Source organism: Mesobacillus campisalis, assembly GCF_000986785.1.
GTDB lineage: Bacteria > Bacillota > Bacilli > Bacillales > Cytobacillaceae > Mesobacillus_B > Mesobacillus_B campisalis.
On the sequence record NZ_LAYY01000028.1, the window covers coordinates 18,971 to 31,898 of the forward strand.

Here is a 12,928-nt window from a genome sequence, read left to right on the forward strand (position 1 = left end):
CATGCCATACCCGATTTTCCTTGATGTGAAGGGGCGCTCCGCTGTGATTATTGGCGGCGGGAAGGTAGCCGCAAGGAAAGCGGCTGGCCTGCTTGAGGAAGGGGCCAAAATCACCGTGGTCAGCCCGGCGCTTGCCCCTGAACTGCAGCACTTTCTCAACGAAGGGCAAATAACATGGGTGCAAAAGACTTTTTCGCCTGAGGATCTTATGAATGCCTTTCTGGTGTTTGCGGCCACAAATTCGCGGGAAATCAACCTCCAGGTGAAAACAGCTGCAAAGGACGGCCAGTTGGTGAACATTGCTGACGCCCCGGATGCTTCCGATTTTCATATTCCGTCAAATGTTAAAAGAGGCAAATTGACCATCGCCATCTCCACTTCCGGGGCAAGCCCCACTCTTGCCCGGAAAATTCGCCGGGACCTTGAGCAGAAGTATGATGAAAGCTATCAGGGAGCAGTGGGTTTTCTTCATCGCTGCCGGAAGTCCATCCTTGCCGAGCTCGAGGACCCGGGAGAAAGAAGCAAACTGCTAGCGATGATTTCCGAGGAAGATTTTTGGAAAAAGGACGACCGGGAAGACAGGTTCCGGGTACTGTTGAAGGAAATCAAGAAAAGATGAGGGAAGCAGTATGGCTGCTTCTCTTTTTTTAGTTTTATTTACTCCTTCCCAAAACAAAGGGCTAATAATATTTCGTTTACCGTACTATAATGGAGTTGTGCCTTAAATCAGGAAAGAAGGTATTGTTTTGAATAACCTTAAAATCTACGTCATTCTTACGGTTGTCATGATGATTTGGGGGATGAATGTTTCTGCTGTCAAAATGATTGTGGAGCATTTTCCTCCGATGACGATTAATTCGCTAAGAGTCTTTACTGCCGGAATAGTAGTTTTTATCCTTCTCGGCATGATGAAAAAAATCAGGAAACCTGCAAAAGAAGAGTATGTGTTTATCTTTTTTGGCGGCCTGCTGAATGTTACCTGCCATCATTTATTTCTCAGCATCGGCCTGGCGCGGACTTCGGCAGTGAACAGCGGTTTGATTTTGGGAATGGGCCCGCTGCTTACGGCATTGCTGGCGATTCCGTTTGTGGGCAAAAGGATGACGATTGTAAAAGGGATGGGGTTTATCCTTGGAGGCATCGGCATCACCCTTACTGTACTGGGAGGCGGAAAAGGATTAAGCGGGATGAATCTGGGTGATTTCTATATCTTTATCTCGATCCTGGCACAGGCTGGCAGCTTCATTATTATCTCAAAAGCGGCAAAGAGCATGGATCCGCGGCTTTTAACCGGCTATATGCTGATCTTCGGGTCGGCTGTGTCCATGCTGATCGGGTTTTGGCAGGAACCGGAAGGGCTGAGCACCCTCGGCGGTGGAAGCACCCTTTTATGGCTGCTGTTTGCAGGCTCCGCGGTCATTGCAACAGCAGCGGGGCATATGCTCTACAATTATGCCGTTGGAATGGTAGGCCCAGCGGAAACGTCGATTTTCCTTAATTTGAGCACGTTTTTTTCCCTGATTGGAGCGGCCCTATTTCTGGGCGAAACAATAACATTTGCCCATTTGTCAGGAATGGTTTTTATCATTGGCGGGGTCATCCTCGGTTCCGGAGCCCTTGAAGAACTGATGCTCAAAAGACGGATTCGTAAACAGGCCGCATGACCTGTCCGATAACCGGACATTAAGGAAGAGACCGTCCATTTATCGGACATCATTTCCCCGTTAAAGGCCGCTTCAATAAAACTTCTCCCTTGGCATGAAACTTGCTTCCTGTGAGGTTGAGCACTGAAAAGGGGGAATCACGGGTGAAAATGGCTGATGTAAAAGCAATTATAACCGGCGGGGCTTCAGGACTTGGTGAAGCAACGGTAAGAAGGATTGCCAAAAGCGGCGGAAAAGCGGCAATCCTCGATCTGGCTGAGGAAAGTGCGATGGCGCTGTGCCGGCAGCTGGGCGAAAATGTAATATTCATCAAATGCGATGTCACAAGTGAAGAAGCGGCGGAAGATGCAATCAGCAAGGCAGCGTCTGCTTTCGGTTCCGTCAATGCGGCGGTAAATTGCGCAGGAATTGGAGCCGCCAGCAAGGTTGTCAGCAAAAAAGGGGCGCATGACCTTGCCCTTTTTACAAAAGTGATTTCAATCAACCTGATTGGAACCTTTAATGTCATTCGCCTGGCAGCACAGCAAATGATGCAAAATAAAGAGAATGATAAAGGGGAAAGGGGCGTAATCATCAACACGGCTTCTGTTGCCGCATTTGAGGGGCAGATTGGCCAGGCTGCCTACAGTGCCTCAAAAGGCGGCATCGTCGGCATGACGCTTCCAATCGCCCGCGAACTGGCGGCGCATGGCATCAGGGTAATGACCATCGCCCCGGGCCTTTTCCATACACCGATGTTTGATACATTGCCGGAGGATGCAAGAACGGCCCTTGGCAAGATGGTACCATTTCCGCCGCGCCTTGGTTTCCCGGAAGAATACGCCCAGCTGGCAACAAGCATCATTGAAAACCCGATGCTGAACGGGGAAACCATCCGGCTCGACGGCGGCATCCGGATGCAGCCCAAATAACAGCAAGCATGGAAGATCCCTCGGGGTCTTCTTTTTTGCGGATAAATTTTCAGAAATTACTAAAAATAATTTGGCTTTTCCGTTACAATAGAAGCGGTATTAGTGCATCAGCTCAATCGGAGGAGGCGTTTATCGTTGATACAGTTTAAGGATATGGTTACGCTGATGGATTTTAAGGTGACGGAGGAAACGACTTTAAAACAGGCGATTGGAATGCTGAAGGAGAAAAAGTGGAACCTGCTTCCTGTGACGGATGAGGAAGGCTGTTTGAAAGGCGTTTTTACCCGCAGCGGACTTTACGGCATGCTTTTGGAAGAAAAACCGCTTCACACACCGATTAAGGATTACATAAAAAAAGATGCAAAAGCAGTTTCCATTGATACCCCGTATGAAAAAATTGAGCAGCTCGTCGGCAAAAGCGATGTGGGCACAGGGGTTGTACTCAATAAGGAAGGGAAGGTGGCCGGGCTATTTACCAAGACTGATATGGTTATGGCGCTTTTGCGAACAGCAGATGCCCTTAAAGAGCTGGAAACGGTAAAAAAATTGCAGGCCACACTCGAAACGGCTCTTGAACATGCTTATGACGGCATTCTAATGGCGGATCAGCATCAGCTCATCCAGATGGCAAATCCCTCCTTGCTTGATTTTTTTGGCCTGAAGAAAGAAGATGTGCTTCACAGGAAAGTGGATGAAGTTTTGCCCCAGATAAAGCTTTCGAAAGTGTATCAAACAGAACTGGCGGAAATAAGTGATTTCAAGGAAAGCAATGGCATAAAATATCTTGTTCACCGAATTCCGATTATGGAAGACGGCCAATTGGTTGGTGCTCTAGGAAAAATTACCTTCAGGCAGCTCAATGAAGTGAATGAGCTGTTCAGGAAATGGCAAAAGGCGGAGAGCAAAGCGAAGTTTTATCACCAGCAGCTTGAAAAGACAGAATCTGCCCGGTATACGTGGGAGCATATTTTCACCATTGATCCGCAGATGGAGAAGCTGAAAAAAAGCGCGGCCAAGGCAGCAAGAGGAAGGTCCACTATTCTTATCCGCGGCGAAAGCGGCACCGGCAAAGAACTGTTTGCACATGCCATCCATAATAGCAGCGCCCGCAGGAATGGAAAATTTGTCGTTGTGAACTGTGCTGCGATTCCGGAGGACTTGCTGGAATCGGAATTCTTCGGCTACGAGGAAGGTTCGTTCACAGGAGCCAGGCAGCGTGGGAAAATCGGAAAATTCGACCTGGCTAATGGCGGCACGCTGTTTCTGGATGAAATTGGCGATATGTCGTTGACTCTTCAGGCGAAGCTCCTGAGGGTCCTGCAGGAAAGGGAATTTTACCGGGTTGGCGGGACTTCCAAAATCAAGGTGGATGTCCGGATCATCGCAGCCACCAATCAAAACCTGGAAGAGATGGTAAGGCAGGGACAGTTTCGTGAGGACCTGTACTACCGGCTGAATGTGATTTCCCTGAATATCCCGCCGCTCAGGGAAAGGGTCCCTGATACCGGCTTTTTGCTGGGTGTGCTGATTAAAGAATTAAACATGCTTCTAGGGACAAGCATCACAGGAATTGAACATGAGGCACACGAAGCCTTGCTAGGCTACAGCTGGCCGGGCAATGTCCGCGAGCTGCGGAATGTGATGGAGAGGGCGATGACCTTTGCAGAGCACGGGAAAATCCTGCTGGAAGACTTGCCGGATTATCTGCTGGGGGAAATTCCCTCTTTTCCTGCCAAGGGGAGCATCAGCACAGTGGAGGAGGCAGAACATGTGGCAATCCTGCGGGCGCTTTCCCAAACGCAGGGCAATAAAGCCAAAGCCGCGAGAATTCTTGGAATCAGCCGTTCGGGGCTTTATGAAAAATTAAAGAAATACGAGCTGAATGTCTAAATACACCTGTCATATAAGTGTCCGGAATTTGGACAGTTCGGGGTGCCGTTTTTGCTGCACCCTCCTTCAACCTCCGTCAGCAATGGATTTCCAAGGTTGGCACAACTATTGCATGAATTGTATGCAGCGACTTTTACAAAGGAGGATTGGAAGATGGATATTGGATCGATGCTGGCCCATAATGCCAGGAAATTTCCCAAGATTCTGGCCATTGAGTGCGAGGGGCGGAGATATACATACGAGCAGTTCAATGAGGAATCCAACAGGCTCGCCCATGGCTTGTTCGGCCAGGGGATCAGAAAGGGCGAAAAAATTGCTCTGATGATGAAAAACTCCGATCACTTTGCCTTTTCATTCTTTGCTGCAGCGAAGATTGGCGCGGTGGTGGTCCCTGTCAATTTCAGGCTCACTTCCCCCGAGGTTCATTATATCCTTAAGCAATCCGACAGCACCCTTGTCATTTGCGATAGTGAATTTGAGCAGACCGTCGCTGCTGCCAGGGAAGGGACGACAGTCAGGCATGTCATCACCATTGGTTCCCCCGGGGTACTTGGACATCATGCCTATACAGATGTACTGATTGACAACAAGGAGAATCCGCCAATTGATGTTTCTTTGGCCGATGACCTTGAGATACTGTATACCTCCGGAACGACAGGGAAGCCGAAGGGAGCGCTTTTCGACCATGAACGGATCTTTAAGGTAGCGCTCGCTGCAACAATCGGCATGGGACTGAGGCCGCGGGAAACCTTCCTGCATATTGCGCCTTTATTTCATTCGGCCCAGTTGAATTTATTTTTGGTTTCTGGCGTTTTGCTGGGCGCCACCCATATTATCCAGCGCGATTTCCATCCGGTATCGGCCCTTGAGGCGATTGAGAAGCATAAAATAACGAATTTCTTTGGCGTTCCGGCCATGTATAATTTCCTCCTCCAAGTCCCCAATACTTCGGAATATGATCTGTCTTCAATCAAAAGATGCGGCTATGGCGCCGCCCCGATGGCTCCGGAGCTGGTCAGGAAAAGTATGGAGCTGTTTGGGACAGACCAATTTTTCAACTTATGCGGCCTGACTGAGGCGGGCCCGGGCGGAGTCATGCTTGAGCCGGAAGATCATAAAACACATTTGGGCAAGGGTGGAAAGCCGATTTTCATGACCGAGGCGAAAGTGGTCAACGAGGAAGGCATCGAGGTGAGGCCTGGAGCGGTAGGGGAATTTATCCTTCGGGGTGAAACCATCATGAAGGAGTATTATAAAAAACCTGAAGAAACATCCAAAGCCATTAAAAATGGCTGGCTGCACACAGGAGACCTGGCAACAGTGGATTCTGAGGGCTTCATCACCCTTGTGGACAGGAAGAAGGACATGATCATTTCCGGAGGCGAGAATGTTTACTCCATTGAAGTGGAGGAGGTCCTTTATGAGCATCCTTCCATCCTTGAAGCAGCCATCGTCGGACTGCCTGACGAAGTTTGGGGAGAGGCAGTATGCGCCGTCATTGTCCCCAAGCCTGGAGCAGAGCCCGACCCGCAGGAAATCAAGGCCTTCTGCCGCCAAAAACTGGCAGGCTATAAAGTTCCCCGAAGAATTTTCATTGAAAAGGAACTGCCCCGGAATGGTTCGGGAAAAATATTGAAATTTCAGTTGCGCCAAGCCCTGAAAGAAATACAGGCATAGGAATTTTGTAAGCGGTTGCGGAAGGGGAGAAGAAGATGAAGCATCCATATTTAACAGATGAACATGAGATGTTCCGCAAGTCACTGCGGAAGTTTTTGGAGAAGGAAGCATACCCCTACTATGAAAAGTGGGAAGAGGAACGGATGATTCCGCGCTCATTTTGGAAGAAGATGGGCGAGCAGGGCTATCTTTGCCCTGACCTGGATGAAGAGTACGGCGGAAGCAATGTCGACTGGGGCTACGCCGTTGTCATCAATGAAGAGCTTGAGCGCGTCGGATCCAGCCTGGTTGGAGTGGGCCTTCATAACGACATTGTCGTTCCATACATTAATTCCTACGGAACAGCTGAGCAAAAAAAACGCTGGCTGCCCCGCTGTACGACTGGGGAAATGATTACGGCGATTGCGATGACGGAGCCGGGTACAGGATCGGACCTGGCGAACATTCAAACAACGGCGATTCTTGATGGAGACCACTATATCCTGAACGGCCAAAAAACATTCATCACCAACGGGATTCAATCAGACTTGGTACTGGTGGCCTGCAAAACCAACCCAAAAGCCGTTCCCAAGCACAAGGGGGTCAGCCTGCTGGTCGTTGAACGGGATGCTCCAGGCTTTTCAAGGGGAAGAAAACTGAATAAAGTCGGCCTTCATTCACAGGATACAGCAGAGCTGATTTTCGAGGATTGCCTTGTTCCAAAGGAAAACCTGATTGGCGAGGAAGGAAAAGGGTTCCTCTATCTGATGGAAAAGCTTCAGCAGGAACGCCTTCTGGTAGCGATTGCCGCCCAGACCGCTGCCGAGGTGATGTTCAAGCAGACGATGGAATACGTTAAGACGCGGGAAGCGTTCGGGAGGCCTGTTGCCCAATTTCAGAACACGCAGTTTAAACTGGCTGAAATGGCTACAGATATTGAAATGGGCAGGGCCTTCCTGGACCAGCTGATAGCGGAACATATTGAAGGCAGGGATGTGGTCACTAAGGTTTCCATGGCAAAGTGGAAGCTTACTGACACGGCAAAGAGGATTGCAGCCGAATGCATGCAGCTGCACGGCGGCTATGGCTATATGGAAGAATACGAGATTGCAAGAAGATTCCGCGACATTCCAGTCGCCAGCATCTATGCTGGAACAAATGAAATCATGAAAACCATCATAGCCAAAAACCTTGGATTATAAAAACGCAGCTTGCTGTTAAATGGAAAGGATGATGAAAACATGCGTGAAGTGGTCATTGTTGAAGGTGTAAGGACTCCAGTCGGACGAAGAAATGGAGTGTTAAAGGACATCCGTCCTGATGTCCTCGCAGCGGAAGTATTAAAAGAATTGGTGAGCAGGGCAGGATTGGATGCAGGCCTTGTTGATGATGTCATCCTTGGATGTGTTTCCCAGGCCGGAGAACAAGCCGGCGACATTGCAAGAGTCGCCGCCCTGACCGCCGGGTTCCCGATCGAAGTGCCGGGGACGACGGTGGACCGACAGTGCGGCTCAAGCCAGCAGGCTGTCCATTTCGCTGCCCAGGCCATCCTGGCAGGCGATATGGATATTGTCATTGCCGGCGGTGTCGAAAGCATGTCTCGGGTGCCGATGGGCTCCAACTATGGAGATGCCAAGCCATTCAGCAAAGAGCTCCGGGAAAAATATGAAATGATCCATCAGGGGCTTTCTGCCGAAAGGATTGCAGAGGCTTATGGATTATCCCGCCGTGAACTGGATGAATATTCGGCCGAAAGCCATCGCCGTGCCCTGAAAGCGCAGGCTGAAGGCTATTTTGACAGGGAAATCATGCCCTTGAAGGTGAAACTTGAAAACGGCGAAACAGTCGTCATTAAGGAGGATTCCGGACCAAGGGAAGGAACAACAGCTGAAGTGCTGTCCGGCTTGAAAACGGTCTTCAAGGAAGATGGCGTCATCCATGCCGGCAATGCGAGCCAAATAAGCGACGGGGCGGCAGCACTGCTGCTGATGTCCCGTGAAAAGGCAGAGGAGCTTGGGTTTAAGCCGCGTTTCCGCGTCCATACAAGGGTGGTTGTCGGCTCCGATCCGACCATGATGCTGACAGGCCCGATACCGGCGACTGAAAAAGCGCTGCAAAAGGCAGGGCTTACGATTGATGATATTGATGTATTTGAAGTAAACGAAGCATTTGCCCCTGTGCCATTGGCCTGGCTGAAGGAGACAGGTGCAGAGCCGGAGAAACTGAATCCGAATGGCGGAGCGATCGCCCTCGGCCATCCGCTGGGAGCAAGCGGAGCCAAGCTGATGGTCTCCATGATTCACGAGCTCGAACGCAGAAGCGGACGGTATGGCCTGCAGACGATGTGCGAGGGACATGGGATGGCGAACGCCACGATTATTGAGAGGATTACGGAATAGCGAAGGAAGGGAGGAGTCTGAATGTCCACAACAATTGGCAGGATTTTTGACCTGACTGTGAAAAAGTTTCCCCATAAGGAGGCTGTGTATGATGTCAGGAAAAACCGGCGCATGACGTACAGCCAGTGGGACCGGGAAGTGAACAGGCTGGCCAATGCCCTTATTCAGGAAGGGGTGCGGAAGGGAGACCTGGTTTCCACCTTCCTTTTCAACACAGAGGAGCTTGCTACCGCCTTTTTTGCCTGTGCCAGGATTGGGGCCGTGTTCAATCCGATCAATTTCCGCCTGATGGCTGAGGAGGTTGCCTATATCCTGGCAGATGCTTCGCCGAAGGTTGTCCTTTTTGAACAGGCACTTGAGCCTGTCGTCTCGGCGATTCAAACCCGATTTTCGCAGACGGCATTCTGGTTTATTGATGATGGAGCGCCGGAATATGCAGCCAGTTACCATGACAAAGTAAAAGAAGCTGCGGACTCTCCGGTAGACGTGGAGGTCAAAGAGAGCGATTTGTACGCCATCATGTATACTAGCGGAACGACCGGCCGTCCGAAAGGTGTCATGCACCTGCATCGTGATATGGCTGAGCAGAGCCTGATTGTCATCAGTTCGACCAGGCTGCACAGCAATGACATCGGCCTGGTGACGGCACCAATGTTCCACTGCGCCGAGCTCCACTGCGCCCTTTTGCCTCGTGTCCATGTCGGGGCGAAGAATGTGATATTGCACCAGTTCAATCCTGGGAAAGTTCTCGAGCTGATTCAGGCGGAACATATCAGCAAGTTTTTTGCAGCGCCAACGATGTGGAACATGCTTCTCCAGGAAAACCTGCAAGACTATGATCTTACGAGCCTGAAACTGGGACTCTATGGAGCTGCCCCGATGGCGCCGGCCCTTGTGCGCGCCTGCAAGGAGCAGCTGGGCATTTCGCTCGTCCAGGCATATGGCATGACGGAAATGGGACCAGCGATCACGTTCCTGTCGGAGGAGGACCAGCTCACCAAGGCGGGGTCGGCAGGGCAGGCATGTCTCAACCATGAAATCCGCATTGTCAAGGCCCGGGAAGACGCCCCCTCAGAGCCGGATGAAATTTTGCCGCCGGGAGAAAATGGCGAAATCATTGTCAAAGGACCTTGCATGATGACAGGCTATTACAACCGGGAAGAAGCGACCGAAAAGGCGCTGTACAAAGGCTGGTACCATTCGGGGGACATCGGATACCTGGATAAAGACGGCTATCTTTGGGTCAAGGACAGGGTCGATGACATGATCATTTCCGGAGGAGAGAACATTTATCCCCGGGAAGTGGAAGATGTTCTTTATGAGCATGAAGGAGTGTTTGATGTGGCGGTAATAGGCCAGCCGGACGATACCTGGGGCGAAGCAGTGACAGCATTCGTTGTCCTGAAAAGTCCCAGTGTTACCGAAGAAGAGCTGGAGGCCCATTGCAAAAACAGTGATAGGCTCGCCAATTACAAGCGGCCACGCCATTATATTTTCGTGAAGGAACTGCCGCGGAATGCGAGCGGAAAGATTCAAAAGTTCATCCTCCGCAAAAGAATGGGAGAGTTGTCCTCGGAAGGACAGCCTGGCTGACCGAGGAGCAGGGGCGGTGCGGAATAGGAGTGGAAATTATGCTTGAAGGAATCAGAATCATTGATTTTACCAACTATCTTCCCGGTCCGTATGCAACATTGAGACTTGCGGAAATGGGGGCGGAAATCATCAAGGTTGAGCCGCCTTCCGGAGATCCTGCACGGAATACCGGGAGAACCGGGGAGGGGAAAGATGGGCCTGTGTTCCGTGCCCATAACCGTGGAAAAAAAAGCATTGTGCTGGATTTGAAATCAGAGAGCGGAAGGGACACAGCACTCAGGCTGATTGCCGGCGCCGATGCGATCATTGAAAGCTTCCGCCCGGGTGTCATGGATAAGCTGGGGCTGGGGTACAGCGAGGCTGCTGGGATCAAGCCGGATATTGTCTATGTCTCCATTACAGGATACGGAAAAGAAGGCGAGATGGCACAGCTTGGGAGCCACGATTTGAATTATATGGCTCTAAGCGGTGTGCTGGCGCAACTAAAAGACGAAAATGGCAGGCCCGTCCATCCCGCCAATACCTTTGCCGACTATATCGGCGGAATGGCCGCCTCCGAGCGGCTGCTCGCCGGCCTTGTTTCCAGGTGGAAAACAGGGAAAGGCAGCTATCACTGCCTATCGCTGACAGATGCGATGCTGTCGCTGATGGCCAACCATGTCCTGATTGAAAACGAAACCGGCTATCCGCATGGCGTGTCGGTCCTGGGTGGAAAAATCGTTGCGTATAACCTTTATGAAACAAAGGACGGGCGCTATATAAGCCTGGGAGCGCTTGAACCGAAATTCTGGAATGCCTTTTGCCTTGGAGCGGGAAGGGAGGACTGGCTGCCGGCCCACTTTACGGAAGCAGCCTGGGATAATAAGGTCTACCGCGAGATGCTCTCTCTGTTTAAGAGCCGGACACTCGCCGAGTGGATACAGTTTGGGCAGGAAGTCGACTGCTGCATGGCGCCTGTTCTTGAAGCCGGGGAACTGGCCGGGTTTCCTTATTTTAGAAACAGGGGAAGCATCTCCGACAGAGAGGCAGACGGCAGACAGGTGAAGATGCATGGGGACCTGCCAGGCTCCCTGCAATCAATAGTGCCGCAAAAAGGAGAGCATGCGAATGAAATATTAAGAGAGTTGGAGAGCCTGCACAGCAATAGATCTTAAAATTGTGAGATGGAAGGGGCATGATTGCTGATGATGAATGTACCATTGACGGTTGGTTCAATGATGGAACGGGCGGAAAAATTCTTTCCTAAAAAAATGGTTGTATCAAGGACACTTTCCGGGATCCAGCGCTTTACTTATAAAGAGACAGGGGAACGTACAAGAAGGCTGGCCAGTTCTCTGGAGAAACTTGGAGTCCAACAAGGGGACCGGGTCGGCACTTTTGCCTGGAACCATCATCGCCACCTGGAAATCTACTTTGCAGCGCCGGGGATGGGCGCCGTGCTTCATACCATTAACATCCGCCTGTCACCCGAGCACATCTCCTATATCATCAACAATGCCGAAGACAGAGTGCTGTTTATCGATGAAGACCTGCTGCCTTTGATTGAACGCGTCAACGAGAAGTTCGCTTCCGTCAAAGCATATGTGATCATGACGGATAAGAAGGACCTTCCCGAGACAACTCTCTCGCCGGTCTATTCTTATGAGGAACTGATTTCCGAGGGCGATCCTGGCTTTGAGTTCGTCAAGGATATCGACGAAAATGCCCCGGCTGGAATGTGCTATACATCAGCAACAACGGGAAATCCGAAAGGCGTGATCTACTCCCATCGCGGAATCGTGCTCCACAGCTATGCAATGGGCCTTGCTGATACAACGGCCCTGTCGGAAAGCGACATCTGTCTCCCTGTTGTTCCGATGTTCCATGCCAATGCCTGGGGAATGCCTTTTGCGGCCACCTGGTTTGGTTCAACACAGGTTCTTCCGGGGCCGCAGTTTACGCCAAAGCTGCTGGCAGAGCTGATCCAGCAAGAGGAAGTGACCGTGACAGCCGGAGTGCCTACAATTTGGCTTGGCCTGCTGAAAGAACTGGAAACAGGAAGCTATGATACCTCATCACTCCGTGCGGTTGTTTGCGGCGGTTCCGCAGCGCCCCGCGGAATGATCAAAACGTTTGAAACGAAATACGGCATTCCCTTCCTCCATGCCTACGGGATGACGGAAACGACACCGCTCGCGACGGTTTCCCGCCTGAAGAGCTACCAGCAGGACCTGGATGAAGAGGAGATGCTCGATATCCGCTCCAAACAGGGACTGCTCGTTCCGGGCCTGGAAATGAAAGTGATAGGTGCAGGCGGCGAGGTGAAGTGGGATGGAGAGGAAATGGGGGAACTTTTGATTCGCGGACCATGGATTGCGGATGAATATTATCGCGACGAACGGTCCCGGGATGCCTTCCGTGATGGCTGGCTGTATACCGGTGATGTGGCAACGGTGGATGAGGAAGGAGTCATCAAGCTTGTCGACAGGACAAAGGACCTAATCAAGAGCGGCGGGGAATGGATTTCATCGGTCGACCTTGAAAATGCCCTGATGGCGCACGATGCTGTTTTTGAAGCCAGTGTTATTGCTGTTCCCCACCATCAATGGCAGGAGCGGCCGCTCGCCTGCGTGGTGCTGAAGGAGCCATTCAAAGGAAAAGTCGACAAGCAGGAATTGCTCGACTTCCTCGCTCCGCAGTTTGCCAAGTGGTGGCTGCCGGATGACATTGTCTTTATGGAGGAAATTCCGAAAACTTCAGTCGGGAAATTCCTCAAGCGGGCGCTTCGTGACCAATTGAAGGACCATCTTGTCCAGAAGTCTTAAACGTCCGCCAA

The 12,928-nt window shown here is 51.1% G+C and carries 10 protein-coding genes; all 10 read left to right on the forward strand.

The features are described 5' to 3' along the window. Window position 1: 1 nt before the first annotated feature. The 10 genes from WQ57_RS18750 to WQ57_RS18795 all read left to right on the forward strand — a co-directional run bounded on the left by WQ57_RS18750 (window position 2) and on the right by WQ57_RS18795 (window position 12,917). Complete coding sequence (locus tag WQ57_RS18750; RefSeq protein ID WP_046525299.1) at window positions 2-619, forward strand: precorrin-2 dehydrogenase/sirohydrochlorin ferrochelatase family protein; 618 nt, start codon at window positions 2-4, stop codon at window positions 617-619. 127 nt (window positions 620-746) lie between these two features. Then, the gene (locus tag WQ57_RS18755; RefSeq protein ID WP_046525300.1) at window positions 747-1,664 is read left to right on the forward strand and encodes a DMT family transporter; all 918 of its coding nucleotides are present in this window, start codon (window positions 747-749) and stop codon (window positions 1,662-1,664) included. A gap of 143 nt (window positions 1,665-1,807) precedes the next feature. Beyond that, a complete protein-coding gene (locus WQ57_RS18760) occupies window positions 1,808-2,575 on the forward strand; it encodes a 3-hydroxyacyl-CoA dehydrogenase (RefSeq protein WP_046525301.1) in 768 nt (255 codons plus the stop codon). A gap of 135 nt (window positions 2,576-2,710) precedes the next feature. After that, on the forward strand, window positions 2,711-4,465 hold the full coding sequence (locus WQ57_RS18765) for a sigma-54-dependent Fis family transcriptional regulator (protein ID WP_052948822.1): 1,755 nt from the start codon (window positions 2,711-2,713) through the stop codon (window positions 4,463-4,465). Window positions 4,466-4,618: 153 nt separating this feature from the next. Further along, the gene (locus WQ57_RS18770; protein ID WP_046525302.1) at window positions 4,619-6,142 is read left to right on the forward strand and encodes a long-chain-fatty-acid--CoA ligase; all 1,524 of its coding nucleotides are present in this window, start codon (window positions 4,619-4,621) and stop codon (window positions 6,140-6,142) included. Between the two features lie 35 nt (window positions 6,143-6,177). Continuing rightward, a complete protein-coding gene (locus WQ57_RS18775) occupies window positions 6,178-7,323 on the forward strand; it encodes an acyl-CoA dehydrogenase family protein (protein WP_046525303.1) in 1,146 nt (381 codons plus the stop codon). Window positions 7,324-7,362: 39 nt separating this feature from the next. Further along, complete coding sequence (locus tag WQ57_RS18780) at window positions 7,363-8,520, forward strand: thiolase family protein (RefSeq protein WP_046525304.1); 1,158 nt, start codon at window positions 7,363-7,365, stop codon at window positions 8,518-8,520. Between the two features lie 21 nt (window positions 8,521-8,541). Continuing rightward, the gene (locus WQ57_RS18785) at window positions 8,542-10,113 is read left to right on the forward strand and encodes a fatty acid--CoA ligase (protein ID WP_046525305.1); all 1,572 of its coding nucleotides are present in this window, start codon (window positions 8,542-8,544) and stop codon (window positions 10,111-10,113) included. A gap of 38 nt (window positions 10,114-10,151) precedes the next feature. Then, window positions 10,152-11,267 carry a CaiB/BaiF CoA transferase family protein gene (locus tag WQ57_RS18790; protein ID WP_046525306.1) on the forward strand — a complete coding sequence of 372 codons (1,116 nt, stop codon included), beginning with the start codon at window positions 10,152-10,154 and terminating at the stop codon, window positions 11,265-11,267. Between the two features lie 30 nt (window positions 11,268-11,297). Further along, on the forward strand, window positions 11,298-12,917 hold the full coding sequence (locus WQ57_RS18795) for a long-chain fatty acid--CoA ligase (protein ID WP_173427581.1): 1,620 nt from the start codon (window positions 11,298-11,300) through the stop codon (window positions 12,915-12,917). The last annotated feature ends 11 nt before the right edge of the window (window positions 12,918-12,928 follow it).

Bases quoted from the DNA above. Each gene is read 5' to 3' on its own strand.
- WQ57_RS18750 (WP_046525299.1), top strand. From the start codon at position 2: ATGCCATACCCGATTTTCCTTGATGTGAAGGGGCGCTCCGCTGTGATT.
- WQ57_RS18770 (WP_046525302.1), top strand. From the start codon at position 4,619: ATGGATATTGGATCGATGCTGGCCCATAATGCCAGGAAATTTCCCAAG.
- WQ57_RS18775 (WP_046525303.1), top strand. From the start codon at position 6,178: ATGAAGCATCCATATTTAACAGATGAACATGAGATGTTCCGCAAGTCA.
- WQ57_RS18780 (WP_046525304.1), top strand. From the start codon at position 7,363: ATGCGTGAAGTGGTCATTGTTGAAGGTGTAAGGACTCCAGTCGGACGA.
- WQ57_RS18785 (WP_046525305.1), top strand. From the start codon at position 8,542: ATGTCCACAACAATTGGCAGGATTTTTGACCTGACTGTGAAAAAGTTT.
- WQ57_RS18790 (WP_046525306.1), top strand. From the start codon at position 10,152: ATGCTTGAAGGAATCAGAATCATTGATTTTACCAACTATCTTCCCGGT.
- WQ57_RS18795 (WP_173427581.1), top strand. From the start codon at position 11,298: ATGATGAATGTACCATTGACGGTTGGTTCAATGATGGAACGGGCGGAA.